The following is a 25,300-nucleotide window of genomic DNA, read 5'->3' as shown; positions in this document are numbered from 1 at the left end:
TTAAAGACATGCTATTTCAAATTTAAGATGGTTTTCACTAAACCATCGATCACTTGAGCCATTTTGTCTAAGTTTAATTTATCCAGGGTATCTTGCTCGGTGTGATAGTGCTTATTACGATAAAATGCCGTATCAGTGATCATCATCGCTGGCATATCAAATTGCCAATAATTCATATGGTCTGAAAAATCCACACCCTGAATAAATGAAGGTGAAATCAAGCGCTCACATTGCAACTGCTTCAATGACTCCATCGCCGCACAATACGATGAGGTTAAGTCACGAGACTGAATGTTCCCCACCGATGCAATAAAATTCGTATGCGATGGATAAATCCATTTCAGTCCAACAGGATATTCTTGGGTAACTTTCGGATCAAAATAACCAATCATTTCAAGAATATACACACCTGAAATTTTATCCTTTTCCTTTGCTACCGATTTTGCATGGATAAAACTGCCCATCGACTCTGTTCTAAAATACGGCGGTTCTTCAAGGGTATAAAATACAAATTCAATATTTTGTTTTAAACGCGCTTTTTCAGCCGAAAGAATCCGTGCAGCTTCGAGTACACCTGCAACGCCAGAAGCATTATCATCAGCGCCATGCTGCTCCTCAAATACATCGTAGTGCGCACCAATGATCACTCGGTTGCTATGCCCTGCATTTAAGGGACAGACCACATTACGGTATGGTTGGCTGTTTACGGTATAGGTTTGAAAACGACAATTCACACCAAATAAACGCATCTGCTCACGAATCCAAGCAGACACCCGGTTTAACTCTTGAATGTTCTTATAGTTACGATATTCAGCTTCATTACCAATAATTTGCTCTAAATAGACTTTTAAATTATCTGGTTCAGCGGTTCTAATATTGTTGGCATACGCCGCAAATGAACACCATGCAAAAATTGAAAGCATTGCTGCTTGCTTGAGCAAAAATAATTTACCGTCCTGCCATGTTTTTTTCATTGTTATTATTCCAATTTTCATCTTCGATCTAATCTGCTTATGCTGCGTATTTAAACAGCAAGCAGAACACGATTTCAATTGCAAATTGTGTCTGAACATACAAAGTGCAAGCGAACCGTTATAATGCTCTTTTGTATACTTTCAGGCGCTGTATGAAAATTCGTATTCTGACAATCGGTCAAAAAATGCCAGCATGGGTACTGACGGGTTTTGAAGATTATTTCAAACGTATTCAGCCATTTGTTCAAACGCAAATCATTGAACTGCCTATGGCCAAACGTGGCAAGAACGACTCAGAAGCCGACATTTTAAAATACCGTCAAATTGAAGGTGACAGCATTTTAAATGCCATGAAATCGAATGAAGTACTGATCGCCTTAGAAGTCGGTGGTCGTGAGTTCAGTACCGAAAAACTGGCTGAAACGATGAAAGGTTGGATGCTTGAAGGCAATGATGTGGTTTTAGCTATTGGTGGACCAGATGGACATTCTGAGGCGGTACGTAAAGCAGCAGCATGGCATTGGTCTTTATCTAAACTAACTTTGCCGCATCCAATGGTTCGTGTCATGCTCATCGAACAGCTATACCGTGCAATGAGTATTAACCATAATCACCCTTACCATCGTGCGGGTTAATCCGAACTGACATCCAGCGTATACAGCAGTTACAGCGTTGCAACAATGAAACAAACCGTTGAAATTATCCGAATTGTTACGCTGAATAATTTAGTGCATGATCTTCATATTCCTTTAAACAACCAACGGCGACCGCGATGAATTTACAAACACTTCCAGGTTTATTTATTTCCCATGGCTCACCTATGCTTGCCATCAATCCTGAGCAAGTCGGTCCTGCGTTGGAACGTTTAAGCCTGAATCTTCCAAAACCGGAAGCCATTATTATCATGTCCGCACATTGGGAAAGTAACGCACTAGAAGTAAGTACAAGTGCCCGTCCTGAAACTTGGCATGACTTCCGTGGCTTCCCTGCGGAACTTTATGATATTCGCTATCCAGCGCCGGGTAACCCAGAGCTTGCAGAAGAAATCCTTCATTTGCTTGCCAATGCAGGATTACCTGCACATGCCAACAGCACCCGTCCACGCGATCATGGCGTTTGGATGCCGTTATTGCATATGTATCCTGATGCCGACATTCCTGTAATTGAAATATCACTGCCGATGACCATGTCTGCGCAAGAGATCTATAAAATTGGACAAACGCTTGCACCTTTACGTGACAAGCAAATCCTGTTGATTGGATCGGGCAGTATTACTCATAACTTACGTGAATTGGCTTGGGATGCACGTGCCGCAGCCGTGCCTGAATGGGCGTCTACATTCCGTAATTTTGTGGTCAATAAGCTCACCCATCAAGATTTTGATGCAGTTCTCGATTGGCAAAATATCCCGTTTGTACAACGCAACCATCCGACCATTGAACATTTTGCACCCATCTTCTTTGCGATGGGTGCAGGCCCCCGCTTCTCTATTGTTCACAGTAGCTTTAGTATGGGTTCACTGGGTATGGATATTTATCGTTTTGATTAAATGTGAATAAAACGAAATAGTTTGACTTATTTATAATTTATATTAATAAGTTAACAAATTATTATTTATGGATACATTTTGCTACTTATTTGAGCTGAATGTATTCATATTTTTTTAAAATGAATGGGTTATGCTACAGGCTAAAATTCACTTAGAACAGTTAGCGTAATGAAATTAAAATATTTAGCGATCGCCCTCTTCCCTTTAGCCCTTGCAGCATGTCAATCAAGCGATATCCAAAAAGCTGGAGATTTAGCCGTGAGCGTATTACAACAACAAAATGCTGATAAAACTTTAGCTTCATATCAATGGAGCACCACCACTGAAAATGCACCAAAACCTTTAGTTTTAAATTTTCTAGAAAATGGCACTTTGGGTATTTCAACCAGCTGTAATAGCATGTCAACCCAATGGAAAGTGGAACACAATACACTTGTAACAGGCAATATTGCATCTACCATGATGGCGTGTCCTGATAATGCGATGAAACAAGAAGGACTTGCATCTTCACTCTTTAGTGACCGTAAAGCACCTTTTGTTTTAAATACTACAGATCCACAAAATCCAACGTTAACCATTATCTCTGCAACAGGTGAGAAACTGGTGTTCACTGGAAAATTAACACCTGAAACCCAATATAACTCACAAGGCGAAACGATTTTCCTTGAAGTCAGCCCTGAAACGAAACAATGTACAGGCGTTGCTCCACAAACTTGTTTGCAAGTACGTGAAGTGAAGTACGATGAAAAAGGCCTAAAAACACAAGTTGATAAAGACTGGACCTTATTTTACGATCAAATTGAAGGCTTTAATCACACTCCTGCAGAACGCCAAATTATTCGCGTAAAACGTTTTGAACGTAAAAACCCTGCTGCTGACCAATCAAAATATGCCTATATTTTTGATATGTCAGTCGAACGTGAAGCCGTAAAAGGTACCTTGTAAGTTACAGCCGATAAAAAACCGAGGTCATCGCCTCGGTTTTTTTATATCTTCACAACTGCAAATGCTGATCAGCCGTGCAAAGTTTTCAAATCACAATGTGCTTTTCAGCCAATGCTTTCGCGATGTGAATCTAAAGTTACTACAAAGCCCCCAATGCCCTGCCTGAATTTATCGTGATGAATCGCACTCAACAGACCTATATTTTTAAAGGCATACAGTGAATTACTGATTTACGCGATTTTGAAGCAGAACAATTAACTCAAAAGAATCGGGTCTCGTAGAAAATAACGCTTTACCCGCCCAAATAACTCTCAAATTCAACAATGGCCGTATGACATTTTTAATGGCTGTAATCACATTGGCCGCAATTATGATGTAGGGAGTACCATGAAGTTCTACCCACAATTACATCAGCAAGAGCTTCATATTAAACGTTTGCTCAGCCAACCCTTAAATTTTCACTTCAACGTTATGGATAGCGAAATCCAACTTACCCAGATGAGCACTAATTAAGAATCCAATATATTCCAAACCATTAAGCCATAAAAAAACCGAGGCAGAAGCCTCGGTTTTCAGTTCAGCTTACAGAGAACTTAGTAAACGCCTTGAGCAAGCATTGCGTCAGCAACTTTTACGAAACCTGCAATGTTCGCACCGTTTACGTAGTTCACAGTACCATCTTCTTCAGTACCGTATTTCACGCAGTTGCGGTGAATTTCTTTCATGATCGCGTGTAGACGCTCGTCAACTTCTTCGAAAGTCCAACCCAAACGAATTGCGTTTTGAGACATTTCAAGACCAGAAGTTGCAACACCACCTGCATTTGAAGCTTTACCTGGTGCATAAAGAATTTTCGCTTCAACGAATTTCTCAACTGCAGCCAAAGTAGATGGCATGTTTGCGCCTTCAGCAACACAGATTACGCCATTAGCAAGAAGAGCTTCAGCATCAGCTTCATCTAATTCATTTTGAGTTGCACATGGCAGCGCGATATCACATTTGATAGACCAAGGACGTTGACCTTCTAAATATTCAAAACCGTGCTTAGATGCAAATTCAGAAATACGGCCACGCTTAACGTTTTTCAATTCCATTACTTCAGCAAGAAGTTCAGTTGTGAAACCGTCTTTTACGTATACAGTACCTGCTGAGTCTGAAAGTGAAACCACTTTCGCACCCAAGTACATTGCTTTTTCAGCAGCGTATTGTGCAACGTTACCAGAACCCGAAATCGTTACAACTTTATCTTTAAAGCTATCGCCACGAGTTTTTAGCATTTCCTCAGCGAAATACACAGTACCGTAACCAGTTGCTTCAGGACGTGCAAGTGAACCACCGAAAGTTAAACCTTTACCAGTGAACACACATGCTGTGTCGTTGCTTAATTTTTTCATCATACCAGCCATGTAGCCCACTTCACGGCCACCTACACCGATGTCGCCCGCAGGGATGTCAGTGTTAGAACCAAGATGACGGTATAATTCGATCATTAATGCTTGACAGAAACGCATGATTTCGCCTTCAGATTTACCCTTAGGGTCAAAATCTGAACCACCTTTACCACCACCCATAGGAAGTGTAGTTAAGGCATTTTTGAAAGTTTGTTCAAAACCTAAGAATTTAAGAATTGAAAGGTTCACTGATGGGTGGAAACGCATACCACCTTTGAATGGACCAATTGCTGAGTTGTATTGAACACGGAAAGCACGGTTAACTTGAGTTTGACCTTTGTCATCTACCCATGAAACACGGAACTGAATTGCACGCTCAGGCTCAACAAGACGTTCTAGCAAACCGTAGTCAGCATATTGTGGGTTCTTTTCGATGAATGGCCAAAGGCTCGTCATCACTTCTTCAACAGCTTGAAGAAATTCAGGTTGATGTTCATCACGTGTTTTAACGTAGTCTAGGAAGTCGTTAAGGCTGTTATATTTCAACACTTAATCCTCAGCAGATGTATGGATCAAAATTGATCACAATTTTGATCAAAGATATATTTTGGCGCAAAATATTAAATATCTTTTGTAACTAATCAGCAATAGTTTTTTTAAAAAATCTTTAAATTCTTTAAAGAACAGCGATTTAAATTGATTACTCAGATATTTTAGTTATAAATATTATTACTTTTAGGAATATTTTAATGAATTATTTTGCTCATTTATGATGCATCTATAGACCCATTTTTGCGCACAGCAATTCATACTGAAACATGCTAGAATTCAACGTCCTCTTTGGTTTTTCTCTGCCTTCATTTGTACTCGCGACTACCCATGACTTCTGAAATTTCCCTCATCCAACAAATTGATGCCCTATTGCCACAAACTCAATGTGGACTTTGTGGACACCGAGACGGCTGCTTACCCTATGCCAAAGCCATCAGTGAAGGAGAAGAAGCCAATAAATGTATACCCGGTGGTCAACCTGTGGCAGATTCACTAGCAGCGTTATTAAATCGTCCACACTTAACAGCAGAAGCCAGCGTTTGGCCAATCCAAAGTGATGGACGCCCGCAACGGGTTAAAGCTGTGATTCGTGAGGATGAATGTATTGGTTGTACCAAATGTATTAGTGCCTGCCCTGTTGATGCCATTATTGGCTCAGGCAAATTGATGCATACCGTCTTGACGGATTTATGTACGGGCTGCGAACTCTGCATTCCACCTTGTCCAGTGGATTGTATCGACCTTGTCGAAGAGCTTGATCAAGTGCCATCTGAAGCCGCTCGAATCGCAGAACAGAATGATTTACGTCGCCGCTACTATGCACATATTCAACGTGAGGAAAAGCGCAGAATTCATCGTAAAGGCCCAGTCGTACGTGCTGAAATTGACACGGAACTTTTTGCCCAATTTTCGACCCAGACAGACTCGGTACCGGTCATTGAAGTCGTGGAAAAACCTGCTACGCCAGTCGTTCAACTCGATGCAAAAACCACCATTGAACTTGCAAAAATTCGTACACAAATTAAGAAATTAGAAAAACAACTGAGTGTTCGAGAAGATGCAAAAAAACGTGAATTACTCCATACGCTAACGCTACAACTAACACAACTGCAAGGGGCTTAATCATGGCTGTTAAAAACATGACTAAGAAGCAAATTCAAACTTTTTTTGAACGCTTACGTGAGCAACGCCCCAACCCGAAAACTGAACTCAATTATAGTAGTCCATTTGAACTTTTAGTGGCTGTTACCCTATCTGCTCAGGCCACAGATGTCAGTGTCAACAAAGCCACAGATAAACTTTTTCCAGTAGCAAATACTCCTAAAGCTATTTATGCGTTAGGTGTTGACGGACTGAAGGAATATATCAAGACCATTGGCCTGTATAACTCAAAAGCGGAAAATGTCATTAAAGCCTGCAAGATTCTCATTGAGAAGCATAACAGTATCGTTCCGAATAATCGTGCAGATTTGGAAGCCTTACCCGGTGTCGGTCGTAAAACTGCAAATGTGGTGCTGAATACTGCTTTTGGTCAACCAACCATGGCCGTTGATACGCATATTTTTCGTTTAGGTAATCGTACAGGATTGGCTGTCGGCAAAAATGTTTTGGAAGTCGAACACCGACTCGTCAAAGTCATCCCCAAAGAGTTTATTGTTGATTCACATCATTGGTTGATTCTGCATGGGCGTTATACCTGTATTGCCCGCAAACCCAAATGTCATGAATGTATCGTGTCTGATGTATGTAATTGGAATGATAAGTATGAGTTTGGTGCAGTGAAAGAGTTAAATCTTAAGAAGCAATGATGAAAAAATATGTTGAGCTTTTTACTAATAGCAATATTTCGAAGTGCGTTCCTAGTAGCGATTAAAAGCATCTTTAAATCAATTTAGCTAGATTAAATGAAGAATTTCTGCCTACTAAATCAGAGTAGCCTTTCAAATAGAACTATATTGCTCCCTTGTCTGACAAAATGCGCATATTATGGGCAGCATCCTGATGCCCTTGACTTGCTGCTCGTTGGTACCAATATATAGCCTGCGCATTGCTCTGTTCTACATGAATCCCCTGCTCATAAAAAACACCAAGATTATACTCAGCTTCCGCATTCCGATATTCAGATGCTTTGATAGAATATTCGTATGCCTGTTCATATTTCCCTTGTTCGACATATAATTTTGATAATCCTTCGTAAGCCTTGCTTGGATCATCAGCTACTCCCTGAAGATACCACTTTTCAGCTTCCGCATTTCTTTTCTGTTTTCGGTACAAAGTACCTAAGTTATTTTTAGCATTTTGCTCATTTAACAGGCTTGCCTGCATGAAGTATTTTTCTGCTTTTATAAAGTCTTGATCTCGTCCTGCTCCATTCATATAAATCATACCCAATATGTTGATTGCTTCAGCATCTCCTTGTTGTGCAGCAAAATTTAATAAATTAAAAGCCTGCACATAATCTTTTTGAATATTTTTCTGGCCTGTAAAATACAAAAAACCCATACCCGCTATTTTCTCTGTCGATGTTAAATTCTTATCATATACAATTTTACATAACGGATTGCTTTCAACTAATACAGGACATTGCTGTTTTAAAATCTCTGCTTCTGTTTGTACGTCACTCTTACAGGCAATAAGGCATACATTTATAAGAAATAACAAGCAGGTATGTCTATTCAAATACTCCATTATCTAATTCTCATAATCTGAAAAAATCTTATTTATTTAGACATTTTTATTTGGTGTCTTTGTTTTCTAACTCTTTTTTTAACTTTTCCAAACGTTTTTTTTCTTCTTCAACTTCCGGATGTACCTGATACTTTTCAGATACATGTACAAATTTACGCATTTCACGGCGTTCAGCCAACTCTTCCACTTGCACCTTACGCAACATTTTAAAGCTGACAATTAATAAGCCCAATAACACCGCTACAGCGATGATGACCATTATAACCAAAGCAAATTTCATAACAGATTCGCCCTAAAAGCCACATAAAAAAAGAGCCCCACTATGCAGTAGGACTCTTTGATTGTCAAAAATTCAAAAAAGCTGAATTATTTAGACTGATCTAAAATCGCGAACAAATCAGTTTGAACTTGATCGATTGGACGAAGACCATTTAATTTGTCATAAGTCGGTGCGTTTTCGCCAGAAGCTGCACGACCTTGGTAGAAACCAACCAATTGCTCAGTTTCGGCATGGTAAGAACCTAAACGCTTACGAATTGTTGCTTCTTGGTCATCCGGACGTTGAACAAGATCTTCACCAGTTTCGTCATCTTTACCTTCCACTTTTGGTGGGTTGTAAACGGTGTGATATACACGACCAGATGCAGGGTGTTGACGACGACCAGATAAACGTTGAACGATTTCTTCGTCAGGTACATCGATTTCAATTACGTGATCGATGCTGATACCTTCGTTTTCAAGCGCTTCAGCTTGTGGAATCGTACGTGGGAAACCGTCGAAAATGCAGCCGTTGACACAGTCAGGTTGAGCAATGCGTTCTTTTACAAGACCAATAATAAGCTCATCAGATACAAGGCCGCCATTATCCATGACGCTTTTAGCTTGTAGACCTAATTCAGTACCTTCACGAATCGCAGCACGGAGCATATCACCGGTTGAAATTTGTGGGATATCGTAGCGCTTACAGATCAACTGAGCTTGTGTCCCTTTACCTGCTCCAGGTGGTCCGAGTAATATAATGCGCATAAAAAAACATCCTCATTTTAAACATTGTATATGACGCTATGTAGTGATCTAAACCCAAGATTCAGATCATCTTCCAGCATCTAATTATAAGAAAGCCACAAACAAATGTATTGTACCCGCGATAAAACCGGTTACACCACCCAAGACAATTAAAATCCATTCGTCTTCCTGAAATGCAGGACGTAATAGATTTTGAAATTCTTTCGGTGTTAGCTCACGAATACGGTCTCTAAACATTTGAAAGATTTTCTGTGCACGGCTCGCATTAAACGCAGGGTCGCATACAGGCACCATCGTAATTTCAATTGAGCGATCGATCAAGTCTGTCTTGAGTTTTGCGTACTCTTTTGGACCTAAAGACAACTGTAATGAGGTACGAACCAGCGGAGATTCCATAATTTCATTAATATGACGTTTCACAATGCGACGGGTCTTATCTTTCTTCCCGCCATACATCATTTCGGTCATGATGGATTTTAACGTAATTAGGTCTTCTGTGACTACACTTGCGAATACATCCGAAACTTCTTCTTGGCGTTTCATAAACGCCCCTTGAACATTGTACGTTCCAATACGTGGAATCACAGGTTTAATCCAAGGAAATTTACGATCTTTAGTTAATTCAAATAATTGTAAATACTTTACGGGGTGCGGCTCAATAGGATTAAATACCATCCAGATGGCAATCCAGTTGGTCAAAAAGCCCCAGATTGCTGCCCAAAATGGAACCGTCCAATGCCAAGGCACCACAAACCAAACGATCATCTGGAAGATACCAAAGAACATCCCAATCAAGGCACTGATATGCCAAATAAAGTTGATTTCTTTTTGGCCAACTTTAAGGAACATACGCACCATCAAGAGACGATCCGCTTCCATTTGGCTCACCACCATTTCACGCATATCAACAAGTGACTCTACGTTCATGGTCAGTTCGGTCACGAGTTCTTTTAAGGTATTTGGCAGCTGTTTGTGTGCTTGGGCATAAATACGACGTTTAATCGAATACGGTAGGTTTTCCCAAAGCACCGCATTTCGGTCTAGCATGACTTCATCAATCAAATGTTCAAGCTCAAAGCCAACTTGTTCACCAATGATGCGCGCCATGTCCTCAGGATCCATTGCATCCAAAAACTCACGCAAGGAACCCAATTTAGACAATGTATTATCCGTAATAATGCCAGAAATACGTCCAGCTTTTCTTGGCACAATCCCCTGCCATCCCACGGGTAATGGACCTAAATGGAATCCCCAGAAATTAATTGGGTAAAATACCATTTTCAGTGCCATCCAAACGTGTGCCCAGGTAACGAATGCGGTAACGGGGATAATACTCAGCACAGCCCAAAAATCGGGACGTTGCAAAAAGGTTTGCCACAATTCGTTAACGTACTCAAGCATGCATAACTTCCATATTTAATTTTATTCAGTGAGTGCGGTTATAAAATAAAGTTGATTATTTTCACTACAAACCAAAACTTAAAGTATATGAGATTTGTAGTCTCGGTTCGGTTTCCACAATCACATTACCTGATTTGTCTTCTAATTTTTCACCCGCACCCAAGCCTACACTAAACGTACTAATACGCTCGGCACTCAACATCACATAAGCAAGATCGATACCACCACCTAAACGCGCTTCATCTTCACCATCTACTTTCTTGGAGTCGATGTGGCCCGCATAAGCTCCGATATAATAACCATTTTTATCTTTGCCAGTGAAATGAACGGGGTAACGAAAGCCGACTTGCCCACCAGGTGTTTTATCATCGTTCAAGAAAACACCAGCTTTTGCATAGGCAATGCCATATGGGTTTACCCACTCACCATTCACGTGAATAATTTTTTGAGTAAAACCTGCTCCAACATTCCATGGTTGATAACCCTTACCTGTTAACTTTGCCTCAGGTAAAAATGAATTGTCATTGGCATGTGCGATGCTTCCGAGCATCATAAATGCAAGCAATGGATATAATTTATTCATTGTTTTCACAAACTTCCTTAGTATTATTTTTTGGAATATTCCTTTTTTATACGTTTCGACTTTAGCAGAATAATATGAACTGTTATACACAAAGCCCCATATTTTTCATGTCTGCAAAGTCAAAATATAGACTGCAATCACAGCAGAGTCGTTTTTATTTATCAAAAAAATGTCAGTTGCGCTAGAATATGCCTCTTCCGTTATTTTAGCTCTCAGTCTTTAAGTCGATCGCGTATGAAGCAGCATTATCCTTTAAAAAATGTCCAGCAAGAAAAGCGGATTTATCGTAATCGCGTAGTGATTTCGATAGGGATTGTCTCCTTCTTTATGCTGTTGCTTGTGGCACGTTATGCATATTTGCAAATCAAGAGTTATGAGACCTTTTCGACTGCGGCAGATCAAAACCGAATTCGATTGCAACCGCTTGCACCTTCTCGTGGTTATATCTATGACCGTAATGGCGTGTTATTAGCCGATAATTATCCGGTTTTCTCGGCAACCATGAGCCGTGCGGATGTTGAAGACATTGATGATACGGTAGAGCGCCTAACGCCTCTGTTAGAACTGACTGATGAAGACATCGAACGTTTCAAAAGTCGGATTAAAACCTCTAAAAAGACTGAACGTGTTTCGATTAAACTGAATTTAAATGAAAATGATATCGCCCGTTTTAGTGAGGTGAAATATCAATTCCCGGGTGTCAATATAGAGACCCAAATGACTCGCTACTATCCACATGGTGAACTGTTTGCCCATGTGATTGGCTATGTAGGTCGTATTAATGACAAAGAACTAAAATCGATTGATAAAGATTTATATGCTGGCTCAAACCTGATCGGGAAAATTGGCGTTGAAAAATCATATGAAGAACTTTTACATGGTATGCCGGGGAATGAGTCGGTTGAAGCCGATGCCTTTGGTAATGTGTTACGTCATCTAGGTCGTAAAGATCCGATTCGTGGTAATGACTTATATTTATCCCTAGATTATGGACTGCAAATGGTCGCTTCAGAGCAGCTTGCAGGTCGACGTGGTGCAATTGTGGCGATTGACCCACGTACTGGGGAAATTCTTGCTCTCGTGTCTAGTCCAAGTTTTAACCCTAACTTATTTGTTACCGGGATTAGCAGCAAAGATTATTCTGAACTACGTGATAGCCTCGATCAGCCATTATATAACCGTGCTGTGCAAGGGGCTTATCCACCGGGTTCAACGATTAAGCCAATGTTTGGTCTAGGTGGTATTCATTATGGTCTAGTGGATTGGAGTACAGCCATTTCCGATCCGGGCTATTTCACGCTTCCGGGTGACAGCCATCGTTTCCGTGACCACAAAAAAACTGGTCATGGCTCAGTTAATTTACACAAAGCTCAAGTCATTTCCTGCGATACCTACTTCTATGTCTTGTCTTATCGCATGGGCATTGAAAAAATGAATACTTGGATGCGTCAGTTTGGCTTCGGTGAAAAAACCGGTGTAGATTTACCAAGTGAAAGTACGGGGCTATATCCAAATCCTGAATGGAAGCTCCGCACACGGAAGTCCAACTGGCTTAAAGGTGAAACGATTTCCGTCAGTATTGGTCAGGGTGCATTTACTGCAACACCATTACAACTGGCGATGGCGACTGCTATTACCGCCAATCAAGGCTCTCATGTTACACCTCACGTTTTGCGTGAAAGTAAAGGCGCTAAAGTCCACAAAGTACATAACGCCCCGAATGGTCGCATTCAATTTAATGGTAAGCCAGATGATTGGATCAAAATGCGTGATGCCATGATTGATGTGGTTCAAACAGGGACCGGTCGTGGTATTCGTACCCCAATGTATCAAATCGCAGGTAAAACAGGCACCGCACAGGTTAAAAGTATTGCCCAAGGTAAACGCTATAACGAGTCCTTATTGACAGAGCGTCAGCTTGACCATGGTTTATTTGTTGGTTTTGCCCCTGCGGAAAAACCTGAAATTGCGATTGCCGTCGTTTGGGAAAATGGTCGTCACGGTGGTTCTGCTGCTCAAATTGCTAAACCAATGTTTGACTACTGGTTATTAACACGTAAAAAGAATCCAATTCGTCCTGCAGGCCATCAAATTAGCGGTGGTCTCATGACTGCGGGTCTAAAACCGAGTGAATTACCAAGCGGCTCGAATATTTTATCTGCCGATCCAAATGCAACCCCAACAGCTCAGCAGAACAACAGTGCAACTCAACAATCGAATACTGCAAATACAACACCTCGTGCTGCCAGTGCCGCACATGCAACCGATGAGGAATAATTCATGAAAAATCAATTAAGAATCATTGGGGGTGAATGGAAACGCCGTCAACTGCCTTTTGCCAGTATTGACGGTTTACGCCCTACACCTGACCGTGTACGCGAGACATTATTTAACTGGCTCATGTGGGATGTTCAAAATGCCAAAGTTCTCGACCTTTGTACAGGTTCAGGTGCTTTGTCATTTGAAGCACTCTCACGTGGTGCAGCAGAAGCTGTTTTAATTGAACCTGATCGCACCCAAGCGAAATTTCTCATGGACAATTTAGAACTTTTAAGAGTTAGCAAACAACGTGTGCAACTCAAAAACATGACGGCACAACAAGCCATTCCTAACTTGAAAGACCAATTTGATCTGATTTTCTTAGATCCCCCTTATAGTCTTGATTTATGGCAGGAACTTGCTGAATTGGTCGATCCGTGCATTGCAGACAATGGTTTAATTTATATCGAAGCTGATCGTGATCTTGCTCAGTTAAAACTCCCGAGCAGTTGGCAGCAAATTAAACAAACCAAAGCTGGAACGGTGCGTGCAGGCTTATATAAAAAGGCTTAATGTAGATGCACATAAAAAAGGACGCCAATGCGTCCTTTTTTATTACTTGAAAATCATTAAACCTGTGGTCGAAGTGGACGTTGGCTATTAAATCCACCCGGGGTTTTAGCTTTATCTACGGGCGTTACTTTAGGACGTTGTTGCTGCGGTTTTTGCTGCTGAGGTTTACTTGTATTAGGTTTAGCCGAAGTCTGAGGCTTTGAGCTTGGACGATGCACATTTGACGGATGCTGAGATGAAGGATTCTGTACATTCGGTTTATGCGCATTTGGTTTATATATATTGTCTGGACGGTTATTCGAATTCGGTCGTGGTGAGTTTGGTCGATGTTGCGGGCTATTCACTCGACCATATGAGCGGTCATAACGCTGACTTGATTCATAGCGCTGACCGTATGAACCACCATATTGACCTGAATAACCATATTGATTTGCATAACCATATCGATTCGATTGGTATCGGCCACTATCAAATGGCGCCACGACACACCCTGTAAATGTAATTGCAACCACAGATAGCAAAGCAACTTGTTTAAGCATGTGTAGCACTCCTCTTTGATGAAGAGCATTTTCACTTATCGAAATGAATTCAATCGGAAGTCGGTGTACATCTGCTGTATTTATATATTCATGTTCTATTCATGATCTGATGTCCAATTTTGCTACATTTGCTCAGTCAGCCACATTTATATAGAAAAATTCACTACAATAGCGCCACGTATTTCAAAGCTGTAATTTAATGACTTGGCTGATTTTTATTCTTGGTGCCATCTTTGCGGGATTCGCACAAGGATTAACAGGGTTTGCATTCGCCCTTATCGCAATGTCATTTTGGGTTTGGATACTTCCCCCGCAAATAGCAGCACCCTTGGTCGTCTGCGCTTCAGTTTATAGCCATTTCATCTCATTATCATCAGAACGCAAAAGCATTCCGATCAATAAAAAAATCATTTATACCTATTTAATTGCAGGAATTTTAGGTGTGCCGCTAGGTACCTATTTATTAGACAGCATTAATCCAGATACATTTAAATTGGTTTTGGGCGCTTTTTTAATGTTTTGGTGCCCAATTTTATTTTTTAATCCAAAATTTTCATTCATCCAAAAGACAGGGAAATGGGCGGATTCTAGTATCGGATATATTGCTGGAATCTTGGGTGGTCTTGGAGGCTTTTGTGGTGCATTACCCTCTGCATGGCTCATGCTGAAAAATACACCCAAAGCAGAACAACGCTATATTTTGCGACATTTCAATTTAGCTATTCAGCTCGTCACACTCATTAGCTACCTATTACAAGGAATCATCCATCGTGAACATCTACCCTATTTAGCCGTGCTTTTGGTAATTATGGCTTTTCCCGTGATTTTTGGTGCCAAACTTTTTTATCGTATTTCAGAAAGCCAATTTAAGCATATCGTGTTAGGGCTATTATTTTCTTCAGGCTGCTTCTTGGTGACGATGAGTGTCTTAAGCTGATAACTCAAAACCGAAAGATATTTATCCAAGTCATTCTAGAAAAACCCCTTCTCAGTTAGATATTCACATCTTGTAACAATGACATAGTTCACATTTAAATAAAAATTAGCCAAATGGTAAAAAAGTAATTAATTTTTTTGTCGAAAATTAATAGAATATTGCACCTCATAATTTTGCTTAAAATAAAACCATGAAAAAGTTCATCCTGCTTGCAGGTGTGACTCTGCTTAGCGGCTGTATGTTTGGCACGTCCAGCGAAATTAAAAAAGCTGAAAAACTACTCTCACATTTTCAGTGCAATAATATTGAAAGTTCACATATGACTCATAGCTCGATTACAACTTTCCATGAAGAAAAACTAGCATCAAGTAAACAAAAAGTCGTGTCTTATATCGATAGGTATAAGCAAGGCGAAAAGTTATTTCGTATCCCGCTCATCGATGTGGTTGACCAGCAATACATTATTTATAAGGCGGCATGTCAAAATCTGGGCGGTATCCATCCCGATTTTCATGATTAAATTCAATATAAAAATCTAAACAGAATCATCTAAACGTAAAAAGGACAGCCCATGCTGTCCTTTTTTATTGGATTGTTGGATTAGTGATAGCGTGTATCGACACTGAATTTTTCAGGAAATTTGGCATGAATTTGCGCGTAAAAATCCATGATTTCAGCCATATCTTTTTCATAATCGCCTGTAGGATAAACAATTTTACCCACACCCGTTTTTTTCTGCGCATAGTCCATATAGGCTAAAGCAATCGGCACACCCGCTTGCATAGCAACATGATAAAAACCAGTTTTCCACTTCTCTTGTTTAGCGCGTGTCCCTTCAGGCGTCACTAACATGACCAATTTCGGATGATGCTTAAATAAGTCAGCCATGAGCTCAACCATACTTTGACGAGCTTCACCATCTTGTTTTGGACGTCGATTAATACCAATCCCGCCCATGGCACGTACAAAAGGCCCAAACGGGAACTTCATATAACTGTCTTTAATCGTGATGCGAACATTTACCCCTAAAGCTTTCAGGGCAAGGCGTGCATAAAGTGCATCCCAATTACTGGTATGTGGCGCTGCAATCATGACACATTGGTCGATATTTAAATCCCAATGGTTATCAATTTGCCACCCCATTAAGTTCAGACTTTTTTCCGCTGTTTTTTCAAACACAATTTGCACCGACAGTTTTCTCTATGCCGCAGAGTTTAACAACGCAAAATAATTATAAAAGCCTATATTGTTTAGTTATTCACCAATTAATATATAAATGTCCTTTAGCGTTCACTTTTAGGTAAATCACCAATATTTCACTATTTACGAATTTTTAAAAATCAAATGTCTGTTTTGATGTATTAACCAAACACACAATTGTTAACAGGAATAGGCTATTTTTCTTGAGCAATAAAAGTCACGCTTAGCATTATATTGGGTACGTACGGTGTATAAATCTCATGAAAAAACTAATCCTCGCTCTCTGTATGGTCAGTGCAACCTTAACGGCATGTTCAAAGACTAGCAATGATTCTGAAACTGCGACACCACCAGATAATAACGTCATTGCCAATACCGACGCTGCATCTGAAAGTCCGATTGCCACAGGTGATAACACCGAAAATGCACTTGATTGGGCAGGTGAGTATAAAGGGATTCTACCTTGCCATGATTGCAAAGGGATTGAAACTGAACTTGAACTCAAACTTGATAAGAGCTATGAACTCAGCCAAGAGTTTTTAGGTAAACCTGCGAACACTGAAAATAAAGTAAAAGGCAGTTTTAAGTTCTTGCCAGATCAACCTGGAATGATTCAACTTGATGCCGAGGGCGACAATCGAATTTACTTTATAGGTGAAAACTTTATTGAGCTTCGTGGTGATAAAGGTGAAAAACTAGAAATGCCTGAAGTAAATCTTAAACTCACCAAAAAGCTTGATTAGTGTTTTACTCTAACTAGGATTGTTATAAAAAAATCCCCGCAAGTAGCGGGGATTTTTTAGATCGGATGATCAGTATGAATTACATCATACCGCCCATGCCACCCATACCGCCCATATCAGGCATAGCAGGTTTGTCTTCTGGGATTTCAGTAATCATACATTCAGTTGTAAGCATTAAGCCCGCAACAGATGCAGCATGCTCAAGCGCAGAACGTGTTACTTTCGCAGGGTCAAGAATACCCATTTCTAACATATCGCCATACTCTGAAGTCGCAGCGTTATAACCGAAGTTACCTTCACCGTTTTTCACAGCATTGATTACAACTGATGGCTCATCACCAGAGTTTGCAACGATTTGACGAAGTGGCGCTTCAATTGCACGACGTAAAATGTTAATACCTACATTTTGGTCATCGTTAGCACCAGACACACCTTCAAGTGCTTTTGCAGCACGTACAAGTGCAACACCACCACCTGCTACAACACCTTCTTCAACTGCAGCACGAGTTGCATGAAGTGCATCGTCAACGCGATCTTTCTTCTCTTTCATTTCAACTTCAGTTGCAGCGCCGATTTTGATTACAGCAACACCGCCTGCCAATTTAGCAACGCGTTCTTGAAGTTTTTCTTTGTCGTATTCTGAAGTTGATTCTTCAATTTGAGCACGAATTTGAGTTACACGTTCAGCAATTTGCTCTGCAACACCTGCACCATCAACAATTACTGTGTTTTCTTTAGAAACAGTAACTTTATGCGCTGTACCTAAGTGCTCAAGTGTAGTTTGGTCTAAAGACATACCAACCTCTTCAGAAACTACAGTCGCGCCAGTTAAAATCGCGATGTCTTGAAGCATCGCTTTACGACGATCACCAAAACCAGGTGCTTTAACAGCACAAACTTTGATAATGCCACGCATGTTGTTTACAACAAGAGTTGCAAGTGCTTCACCTTCAACATCTTCAGCAATGATAAGAAGCGGTTTACCTGTTTTAGCAACAGCTTCAAGTACAGCAATTAATTCGCGGATGTTGCTGATTTTTTTATCAACAAGAAGAATGTATGGGTTTTCAAGTTCAGCTGTTAGTGTATCTTGCTTGTTTGCAAAGTACGGGCTGATGTAACCACGGTCAAACTGCATACCCTCTACAACATCTAGAGAATCTTCAAAGCCTGAACCCTCTTCAACTGTAATTACACCCTCTTTACCAACTTTTTCCATTGCTTGAGCAATAAGTTTACCAACAGTGGTGTCAGAGTTCGCAGAAATAGAACCTACTTGTTCAATCGCTTTAGAGTCAGATGCAGGTTTTGCAGTCGCTTTAATTTCAGCAACTACAGCTTTAACCGCGATGTCGATACCGCGTTTAAGATCCATTGGGTTCATACCCGCAGTTACTGATTTAATCCCTTCATTAAGGATTGCTTGTGCAAGAACAGTTGCAGTTGTTGTACCGTCACCCGCGATGTCGTTGGTTTTTGAAGACACTTCACGAACTAGCTGAGCGCCCATGTTTTCAAACTTGTCTTTTAACGTGATTTCTTTAGCAACAGAAACACCATCTTTAGTGATGTGCGGTGCACCGAAAGAACGGTCGATGACAACGTTACGGCCTTTAGGACCTAAAGTCACTTTTACAGCATCTGCAAGTACATTTACACCCGCGATCATTTTTGAACGCGCTGAATCACCAAATTTTACGTCTTTAGCTGACATGTCTAACTCCGAATCTTTTTAAAATTTTTAACAATTTATGATGAATAAAAGGGTCTAAATGCGTGTACGAAACTTAAGCTTCAAGTACCGCTAAGATGTCAGACTCTTTCATAATAAGAAGCTCTTCGCCTGCTACTTTTACTTTTGTACCGGCATAAGTGCCAAACAATACGTTGTCACCAACTTTAACGTCTAATGCACGTACGCCATTGTCAGTTACTTTGCCATTACCTACAGCGATTACTTCGCCTTGAGCAGGTTGTTCAGCTGCTGAAGTACTTAAAATAAGACCACCAGCAGTTTTAGTTTCCTTTTCAACACGGCGAATCACAACGTTGTCATGCAAAGGACGAATATTGCTCATAGTTAACTCCAGACTAAGTCTATTTACTAGATAAAAGACGATGACATTTTGATTTCCGTAAGCCATCGACAAAAAATAATTTAGATGACACTTTTGTGGGGATGGAAAAAAACCCTTCAAGGGCAAAATTTAATTTTTTTCATTTTTTTGTATTTTTTTTCTTCAAAATTTAAATTTAAAGGATTAAAGCTCATCCAAAATATGAGTACTAAGATTTTCTTCGAATATTTTTAACTTTGAATGATAAAAATAATGCTGCACATTCATCTGCTCATCAATGACATTAAAACTGTTGGCAAGGTTATCGTGTAGGCGATATGACGTTGCAGTTCCAGCATGAATATCCCAAACTGGATGCGCAGCACCTAAAGCATAAATCTGATTGAGGTCATAGCTGGCTGGAACATGTAAATGTCCATGCAATAAACCATTTAAACCGTGTTGACTCCACTGTTCGAGTGCCAAACGCCCTTGAACAGGACAATCTTTCACACCATGCGGGTCATTGGGCGGCGTATAAAAAGGTTGATGCGCTATGATTAATTTCATTTTATTGGGCGGGGCATGTTTAAGTAAATCATCAACATAATGTATTTGCTCGAGAGACACATGCCCTCGCGTATGGTAACGACGGCGAATACTATTGATCCCAATTAAATAAAAATGCTCGGTTTCCAGTACATTTTCCATGGCACCAAAAAATAGTTGATAACGTGCAAAAGGACTAAAAACACGGTTCCATAAATGATACAGCGGAATATCATGATTCCCTGGCACAACGATATATGGCAAATTTAAGCTTTCTAAAAATTGCTTACATGCATAAAACTGGCGATAGCGCGCACGTTGGGTCAAGTCCCCACTGGCAACCACGGCCTCGATACGCTGTTCATGACAAAATTGCTGAATAGCACGTATACACTCTGGCTTTTCAGTGCCAAAATGCAGATCAGACAGATGCAGTATCATGTGGCACTCGTATCTTTAAGGCTTGTTTTTGCACTCGAATTCTAAGCGGCGGTTTCATTTCTACAATCTCACCATCCACAGCAACGGTCATTTTTTTTCGTTGGGTATGTATTGAGACTTCATCAGCGGCAAAACTATACACATCTGGTGCATTGTCGATATTGCCACGGATCAATTGCCATAAAATTTTAAATAACGTTTTCTTATCACTTTTTGCGACAACCACACCTGCAACTTTACCTGCCTCTGCATCTTTAGCGATTTGCAAGTTTAAATCGGCCAATTGCAATTGATTATTCCCAAAAAAGATCAAGGGCGTTTTGACTGGATAAATATGATGATCCACTTCGATTTCCAATTTCAGCTCTTTACGATCTCGAATGAGCACATCCAAACCTGAGGTATAAGCATGCAATGGGAAACGCCCAAACTTTTGATTATAAAATTCTCTTTTTTGTATAAATAAAGGATACAAGCCCAAACTGGCATTGTTTAAATAGATATGTTCATTGATTTGCGCCACGTGCACCTGTCGATTATTGCCTGTCGCAATCACCTGTGCCGCTTGAATTAAATCGAGAGGAATATTGAGTACCCGCGCCACATAATTAAATGTGCCCAAAGGTAAGACCCCCATAGGAATATCGGTATGCATCAACTGATGAGCAACAGCATTTAAGGTTCCATCACCACCTGCAGCAACCACAACACCCAAATTATCAGGGTCTTGATGGCGTGCAAATACCTTGCTCATTAAAGTATCAAAACTCGCTTCCTGCCCAAGCTCAAATGACTGTATTTCGAAATTATGATCGGATAAAATCCGCACAAGTTCCTCGTAGACTTCATCTTTGTTTGCAGCATGAAATCCTGATTTTTTATTATAGATAATAGATAAAGGCTTGGCTTGTTTAATCACTTTTTATACATCTTGGCCGCTTAGTATTGTATTTTGTCGAATTTAACAGCAAATAATAGCGCCTTTATGTAAAAATCGAATTACCACCATTTATTTAATCAATAATAATTCTCAAATATCAATTACATGCAACTTTTTGTTTTTATTAAAAATAACTATATAAAATATTGTCCATCACGTTAATAAATAAAGTGAAAATTCACCACATAATATGTTAAGTTATTGTATTTTATCTATATTTAATATAAATAGCATTAACTACCAAAAAAAATCTACCACTTCTTTAGTCTTATTTTTTTTATGATTTTATGCTTTAATACAGCCACTTTTTTTTCATCTTTTATCTGCATGATGTATCCCATGATGCAGATTATACTTTGTACGGTTAGTACATTTTTGAGATAGGCCTCACCATGACCCAAGTGAACGCACCAGAATTCGTTCGTCACCCTAAGCTCATTGCTTGGGTGGAAGAAATTGCCAAATTAACCAAACCAGCAAAAATCGAATGGTGTGACGGTAGCGCAGAAGAATATCATCGTTATATCGACTTGATGATCGCTAACGGCACTATGCAAGAACTTAACCAAGAAAAACATCCTGGTTCTTACCTTGCTAATTCTGATCCTTCTGACGTTGCTCGTGTTGAAGGTCGTACTTACATCTGTTCTGAAAAACAAGAAGATGCAGGCGCAACAAACAACTGGGAAGCTCCAGCTGAAATGCGTGCTCGTCTGAATGGTTTATTTGACGGTTCAATGAAAGGCCGTACTTTATACGTAGTTCCTTTCTCTATGGGTCCTTTAGGTTCTCATATTGCTCACATCGGTATCGAACTTACTGATTCTCCTTACGTTGCTGTAAGCATGTCTAAAATGGCTCGTATGGGTAAAGCTGTTTATGACGTACTTGGTACTGACGGTGACTTCATTCCTTGCGTACACACTGTTGGTGCTCCGCTTGAAGAAGGTCAAAAAGACGTTGCTTGGCCTTGCAACCCTGAAAAATACATCGTTCATTATCCAGAAACTCGTGAAATCTGGTCTTACGGTTCTGGTTACGGCGGTAACGCATTGTTGGGTAAAAAATGCCTAGCTTTACGTATTGCATCTTCTATGGGTCGTCAACAAGGCTGGTTAGCTGAACATATGCTCATCCTTGGCGTGACTAACCCACAAGGCGAAAAACACTACATCGCAGCTGCATTCCCTTCTGCTTGTGGTAAAACAAACTTCGCGATGTTGATTCCACCAGCGGGTTACGAAGGTTGGAAAATTGAAACTGTAGGTGACGATATTGCTTGGATCAAACCTGGTGAAGATGGTCGTTTATATGCAATCAACCCTGAAGCTGGTTTCTTCGGTGTAGCACCTGGTACAAACACCAAGACTAACCCGAACTGTATGGCGACTCTTCATAAAGACGTAATCTATACTAACGTTGCTGTAACTGACGAAGGTGAAGTATGGTGGGAAGGTCTTACTAAAGAAGCGCCTGCTAACCTGACTAACTGGAAAGGTCAACCACACACCGGCGAAGAAAAAGCAGCTCATCCAAATGCTCGTTTCACTGTTTCAGCTGGTCAGTGTCCTTCTATTGATGCTGACTGGGAAAATCCAGCAGGTGTTCCAATTTCTGCGTTCATCTTCGGTGGTCGTCGTGCAGACACAGTGCCTCTAATTTCAGAAGCATTTGACTGGGTTGACGGTGTTTACAAAGCTGCAACTATGGGCTCTGAAACAACTGCTGCTGCTGTTGGTCAACAAGGTATCGTTCGTCGTGACCCATTCGCAATGCTTCCATTTGCGGGTTACAACATGGCTGACTACTTCTCTCATTGGTTAGAACTTGGTGAACAAGTTGCTGCTAAAGCTAAAGCTGCTGGCAATAAACTTCCTGGTATCTACAACGTGAACTGGTTCCGTCGTGATGCTGAAGGTAACTTTGTATGGCCTGGTTTCGGTCAAAACATGCGTGTTCTTGAGTGGATCATTGAGCGTTGTGAAGGTCGTGCAGACGCTGTTGAAACACCTATCGGCCTTGTTCCAACATACGAACAATTGAACTGGACTGGTTCAGACTTCACTAAAGAGCAATTCGAGCTTGTAACTTCTCAAGATAAAGATCAATGGATCAAAGAACTTGAAAGCCACACTGAATTGTTCAATAAACTTGGTGATCGCTTACCAAAAGCACTTAAAGTACGTCAAGACGAACTTTTAGAAGCTGTAAAAAAATCTGCTTAATCGGCCTTTAATTTCCCTCCTTTAAAAGAGGGATTAAGAAAGATTTAAAAGACCGCCTTGCGCGGTCTTTTTTATATCAACTAAGCCACATCTTGAGCTTTTTGCTTTATACGTATTGCCATTAAGTACTCGTCCAAAACATCAACTTCAGATGCACTGAATTGCAAATATAAGTTTGTGCGTCTTTGCAAAATATCTTCAGAGCTTCTCGCCCACTCATGCTCAACCAAATAATCTACTTCTTGAGCATACAAGCCATGCCCGAAGTTTTGCCCAAGCTCATCAATCGAAGTTAAATGATTCAGCAAAATCCAGACACGTGTTCCATAAGCATGCGCCCAACGACTTGCTAGACTGCTTGAAACACCTTTAACATTTTGTTGGATTTCAGCTATCAACTGCTCGATTGATTCTAAATTTTCCGCACCGGGCAATGTTGCATCAGCAGTCCACGGTTTGGATCGATGATGAAAAACCGTTTTAAGTTGATCTAGCGCCGCTTCTGCTAGTTTTCGGTAAGTAGTGAGTTTGCCACCAAAAATTGATAGCAATGCTGCACCTTCTACATCTGTCAGTGCCAAAGTATAATCTCGCGTGACTGCTGCTGGATTATCTGATTCATCATCACACAGCGGACGCACACCTGAATAGGTTGAAATTATGTCCGTTTGCGTCAATTGAGTTTTAAAGTGATCATTTGACACATCAAGCAAGTAATCGATTTCTTCTTGGCTTATCTTTACTCGATTTGGGTCTGCATGATATTCACGATCTGTCGTGCCGATCAGGGTATATTGTTCTAAATATGGGATCGCAAAAACAATGCGATGATCATCATTTTGCATAATAAAAGCTTTATCACCGTCAAAGAGCTTTGGAACAATGATATGGCTACCCTGTATCAGCCGTATACTATAAGGTGACTCTTGCTTTAAACCCTGTTTTATAAAGTCAGCAACCCAAGGACCTGCCGCATTCACCAATACTTTAGCCTGCACATTTTGCAAACCCTTGGCATTTTTTAAACATACCTGCCAAATGCCAGCTTTACTGTATGCATTTAAACATTCTGTTCGAGTCAGAACTTGTGCACCAAATTCGCGTGCTTGTATCGCATTGAGTACAACCAAGCGTGCATCATCCACAGCGCAGTCGGAATATTCAAACCCACGAGTAAATCTGGGTGCTAAAGGACTAACTTCCACATCAAATTCAATTCCATTGGAGCCTGCAAGCTGTTCTCGCTTACCCAAATAATCATAAAAGAATAATCCAGTACGAATTAGCCAAGCCGGACGTAAGTGCGGTTCATGTGGCATGATAAAACGCATCGGTCGAATAATATGAGGGGCTTTTTTAAGCAGAACTTCGCGTTCTGCCAGTGCTTCACGTACCAAACGAAATTCTTTATGTTCTAAATAGCGCAGACCACCATGAATTAATTTGCTACTTGCAGATGAAGTATGGCTCGCGAGATCGTCTTTTTCGCAAAGCAAAACACTTAAACCACGCCCCGCTGCATCACAAGCAATACCAACACCATTTATTCCACCACCAATGACCACCATGTCATATACTAATTGTTGTTGTGTATTCATCGCTCCCTCCCACTATGTCTTTTTTATCCAACAATGCTTCGTTTTCTTTGCTTTATTATTTTTCTCATTGATCATCATTTTTTGATCACGACACCTATTTTAGTCACAACATCCTTACACTGAGTTTTTG

At 40.4% G+C, this 25,300-nt stretch carries 25 protein-coding genes; 11 read left to right on the top strand and 14 right to left on the bottom strand.

Annotation, left to right across the window (positions count from 1 at the left end):
• Positions 1 to 11 precede the first annotated feature (11 nt).
• Positions 12 to 974 carry a M20/M25/M40 family metallo-hydrolase gene (locus AC25JC_RS05340; RefSeq protein WP_373685846.1) on the bottom strand — a complete coding sequence of 321 codons (963 nt, stop codon included), beginning with the start codon at positions 972 to 974 and terminating at the stop codon, positions 12 to 14.
• 152 nt (positions 975 to 1,126) lie between these two features.
• Here AC25JC_RS05340 and rlmH point away from each other — a divergent pair, with 152 nt between their 5' ends.
• The 3 genes from rlmH (at position 1,127) to AC25JC_RS05325 (ending at position 3,468) form a co-directional block, all read left to right on the top strand.
• Complete coding sequence (gene rlmH, locus AC25JC_RS05335; protein ID WP_078189858.1) at positions 1,127 to 1,609, top strand: 23S rRNA (pseudouridine(1915)-N(3))-methyltransferase RlmH; 483 nt, start codon at positions 1,127 to 1,129, stop codon at positions 1,607 to 1,609.
• 137 nt (positions 1,610 to 1,746) lie between these two features.
• Positions 1,747 to 2,523 (top strand): dioxygenase family protein, encoded by a 777-nt coding sequence (locus AC25JC_RS05330; RefSeq protein ID WP_180115371.1) that lies wholly within the window; start codon positions 1,747 to 1,749, stop codon positions 2,521 to 2,523.
• A gap of 168 nt (positions 2,524 to 2,691) precedes the next feature.
• Entirely contained in the window at positions 2,692 to 3,468 is a 777-nt protein-coding gene (locus AC25JC_RS05325) for a DUF4377 domain-containing protein (protein ID WP_486923601.1), read from the top strand.
• A gap of 593 nt (positions 3,469 to 4,061) precedes the next feature.
• On the opposite strand, the gene gdhA is transcribed toward AC25JC_RS05325, so the two are convergent.
• Entirely contained in the window at positions 4,062 to 5,408 is a 1,347-nt protein-coding gene (gene gdhA / locus AC25JC_RS05320) for an NADP-specific glutamate dehydrogenase (protein WP_227591817.1), read from the bottom strand.
• Positions 5,409 to 5,738: 330 nt separating this feature from the next.
• On the opposite strand from gdhA, the gene AC25JC_RS05315 reads away from it, so the two are divergent.
• Both AC25JC_RS05315 and nth read left to right on the top strand, forming a co-directional pair.
• On the top strand, positions 5,739 to 6,533 hold the full coding sequence (locus AC25JC_RS05315) for an RnfABCDGE type electron transport complex subunit B (RefSeq protein WP_486923600.1): 795 nt from the start codon (positions 5,739 to 5,741) through the stop codon (positions 6,531 to 6,533).
• A 2-nt stretch (positions 6,534 to 6,535) separates the two neighbouring features.
• The gene (gene nth, locus AC25JC_RS05310) at positions 6,536 to 7,219 is read left to right on the top strand and encodes an endonuclease III (RefSeq protein WP_486923599.1); all 684 of its coding nucleotides are present in this window, start codon (positions 6,536 to 6,538) and stop codon (positions 7,217 to 7,219) included.
• Between the two features lie 142 nt (positions 7,220 to 7,361).
• Here nth and AC25JC_RS05305 read toward each other — a convergent pair whose 3' ends face one another.
• The 5 genes from AC25JC_RS05305 to AC25JC_RS05285 all read right to left on the bottom strand — a co-directional run bounded on the left by AC25JC_RS05305 (position 7,362) and on the right by AC25JC_RS05285 (position 11,109).
• Positions 7,362 to 8,099, bottom strand: a complete 738-nt coding sequence (locus tag AC25JC_RS05305) for a tetratricopeptide repeat protein (protein ID WP_180011841.1) — start codon at positions 8,097 to 8,099, stop codon at positions 7,362 to 7,364.
• A 46-nt stretch (positions 8,100 to 8,145) separates the two neighbouring features.
• Positions 8,146 to 8,379 carry a hypothetical protein gene (locus AC25JC_RS05300; RefSeq protein ID WP_486923598.1) on the bottom strand — a complete coding sequence of 78 codons (234 nt, stop codon included), beginning with the start codon at positions 8,377 to 8,379 and terminating at the stop codon, positions 8,146 to 8,148.
• An 86-nt stretch (positions 8,380 to 8,465) separates the two neighbouring features.
• Positions 8,466 to 9,125, bottom strand: a complete 660-nt coding sequence (adk, locus tag AC25JC_RS05295) for an adenylate kinase (protein WP_078189866.1) — start codon at positions 9,123 to 9,125, stop codon at positions 8,466 to 8,468.
• 84 nt (positions 9,126 to 9,209) lie between these two features.
• Positions 9,210 to 10,526 carry a DUF445 domain-containing protein gene (locus AC25JC_RS05290; protein WP_218948322.1) on the bottom strand — a complete coding sequence of 439 codons (1,317 nt, stop codon included), beginning with the start codon at positions 10,524 to 10,526 and terminating at the stop codon, positions 9,210 to 9,212.
• A 64-nt stretch (positions 10,527 to 10,590) separates the two neighbouring features.
• Entirely contained in the window at positions 10,591 to 11,109 is a 519-nt protein-coding gene (locus AC25JC_RS05285; protein WP_078192958.1) for a hypothetical protein, read from the bottom strand.
• Between the two features lie 234 nt (positions 11,110 to 11,343).
• On the opposite strand from AC25JC_RS05285, the gene mrdA reads away from it, so the two are divergent.
• Both mrdA and rsmD read left to right on the top strand, forming a co-directional pair.
• On the top strand, positions 11,344 to 13,386 hold the full coding sequence (mrdA, locus tag AC25JC_RS05280) for a penicillin-binding protein 2 (RefSeq protein WP_486923597.1): 2,043 nt from the start codon (positions 11,344 to 11,346) through the stop codon (positions 13,384 to 13,386).
• Between the two features lie 3 nt (positions 13,387 to 13,389).
• Positions 13,390 to 13,941, top strand: coding sequence for a 16S rRNA (guanine(966)-N(2))-methyltransferase RsmD (gene rsmD, locus AC25JC_RS05275; RefSeq protein ID WP_168378319.1), 552 nt, complete (start codon positions 13,390 to 13,392; stop codon positions 13,939 to 13,941).
• A gap of 56 nt (positions 13,942 to 13,997) precedes the next feature.
• Here rsmD and AC25JC_RS05270 read toward each other — a convergent pair whose 3' ends face one another.
• Positions 13,998 to 14,480 carry a hypothetical protein gene (locus AC25JC_RS05270; protein ID WP_486923596.1) on the bottom strand — a complete coding sequence of 161 codons (483 nt, stop codon included), beginning with the start codon at positions 14,478 to 14,480 and terminating at the stop codon, positions 13,998 to 14,000.
• 199 nt (positions 14,481 to 14,679) lie between these two features.
• Between AC25JC_RS05270 and AC25JC_RS05265 the strand changes: the two genes are divergently transcribed.
• Both AC25JC_RS05265 and AC25JC_RS05260 read left to right on the top strand, forming a co-directional pair.
• The gene (locus AC25JC_RS05265) at positions 14,680 to 15,417 is read left to right on the top strand and encodes a sulfite exporter TauE/SafE family protein (protein WP_486923595.1); all 738 of its coding nucleotides are present in this window, start codon (positions 14,680 to 14,682) and stop codon (positions 15,415 to 15,417) included.
• Positions 15,418 to 15,607: 190 nt separating this feature from the next.
• Positions 15,608 to 15,937 (top strand): hypothetical protein, encoded by a 330-nt coding sequence (locus tag AC25JC_RS05260; RefSeq protein ID WP_486923594.1) that lies wholly within the window; start codon positions 15,608 to 15,610, stop codon positions 15,935 to 15,937.
• Between the two features lie 80 nt (positions 15,938 to 16,017).
• Here the strand turns inward: AC25JC_RS05260 and AC25JC_RS05255 are convergent, their stop codons facing one another.
• Complete coding sequence (locus AC25JC_RS05255) at positions 16,018 to 16,596, bottom strand: 1-acyl-sn-glycerol-3-phosphate acyltransferase (protein WP_171262613.1); 579 nt, start codon at positions 16,594 to 16,596, stop codon at positions 16,018 to 16,020.
• Positions 16,597 to 16,877: 281 nt separating this feature from the next.
• Between AC25JC_RS05255 and AC25JC_RS05250 the strand changes: the two genes are divergently transcribed.
• Complete coding sequence (locus tag AC25JC_RS05250; RefSeq protein WP_486923593.1) at positions 16,878 to 17,360, top strand: copper resistance protein NlpE; 483 nt, start codon at positions 16,878 to 16,880, stop codon at positions 17,358 to 17,360.
• Between the two features lie 79 nt (positions 17,361 to 17,439).
• Here AC25JC_RS05250 and groL read toward each other — a convergent pair whose 3' ends face one another.
• The 4 genes from groL to AC25JC_RS05230 form a co-directional block, all read right to left on the bottom strand.
• Positions 17,440 to 19,074, bottom strand: coding sequence for a chaperonin GroEL (gene groL, locus AC25JC_RS05245; RefSeq protein ID WP_078192965.1), 1,635 nt, complete (start codon positions 19,072 to 19,074; stop codon positions 17,440 to 17,442).
• Between the two features lie 73 nt (positions 19,075 to 19,147).
• The gene (locus AC25JC_RS05240; protein WP_078192966.1) at positions 19,148 to 19,438 is read right to left on the bottom strand and encodes a co-chaperone GroES; all 291 of its coding nucleotides are present in this window, start codon (positions 19,436 to 19,438) and stop codon (positions 19,148 to 19,150) included.
• A 183-nt stretch (positions 19,439 to 19,621) separates the two neighbouring features.
• A complete protein-coding gene (locus tag AC25JC_RS05235) occupies positions 19,622 to 20,407 on the bottom strand; it encodes a metallophosphoesterase family protein (protein WP_486923592.1) in 786 nt (261 codons plus the stop codon).
• On the bottom strand, positions 20,388 to 21,326 hold the full coding sequence (locus AC25JC_RS05230) for a diacylglycerol/lipid kinase family protein (RefSeq protein ID WP_486923591.1): 939 nt from the start codon (positions 21,324 to 21,326) through the stop codon (positions 20,388 to 20,390). Before AC25JC_RS05230 ends, AC25JC_RS05235 begins: the two co-directional genes overlap by 20 nt.
• Positions 21,327 to 21,739: 413 nt before the next feature.
• Here AC25JC_RS05230 and AC25JC_RS05225 point away from each other — a divergent pair, with 413 nt between their 5' ends.
• A complete protein-coding gene (locus AC25JC_RS05225) occupies positions 21,740 to 23,572 on the top strand; it encodes a phosphoenolpyruvate carboxykinase (GTP) (protein WP_486923590.1) in 1,833 nt (610 codons plus the stop codon).
• 80 nt (positions 23,573 to 23,652) lie between these two features.
• Here the strand turns inward: AC25JC_RS05225 and glpD are convergent, their stop codons facing one another.
• The gene (gene glpD, locus AC25JC_RS05220; RefSeq protein ID WP_486923589.1) at positions 23,653 to 25,170 is read right to left on the bottom strand and encodes a glycerol-3-phosphate dehydrogenase; all 1,518 of its coding nucleotides are present in this window, start codon (positions 25,168 to 25,170) and stop codon (positions 23,653 to 23,655) included.
• Positions 25,171 to 25,300: the final 130 nt, after the last annotated feature.

It is taken from the genome of Acinetobacter sp. P37 (assembly GCF_057480965.1).
Note: the sequence above shows the minus strand (reverse complement) of the source record. Positions and strands in the feature narration are given on the sequence as shown.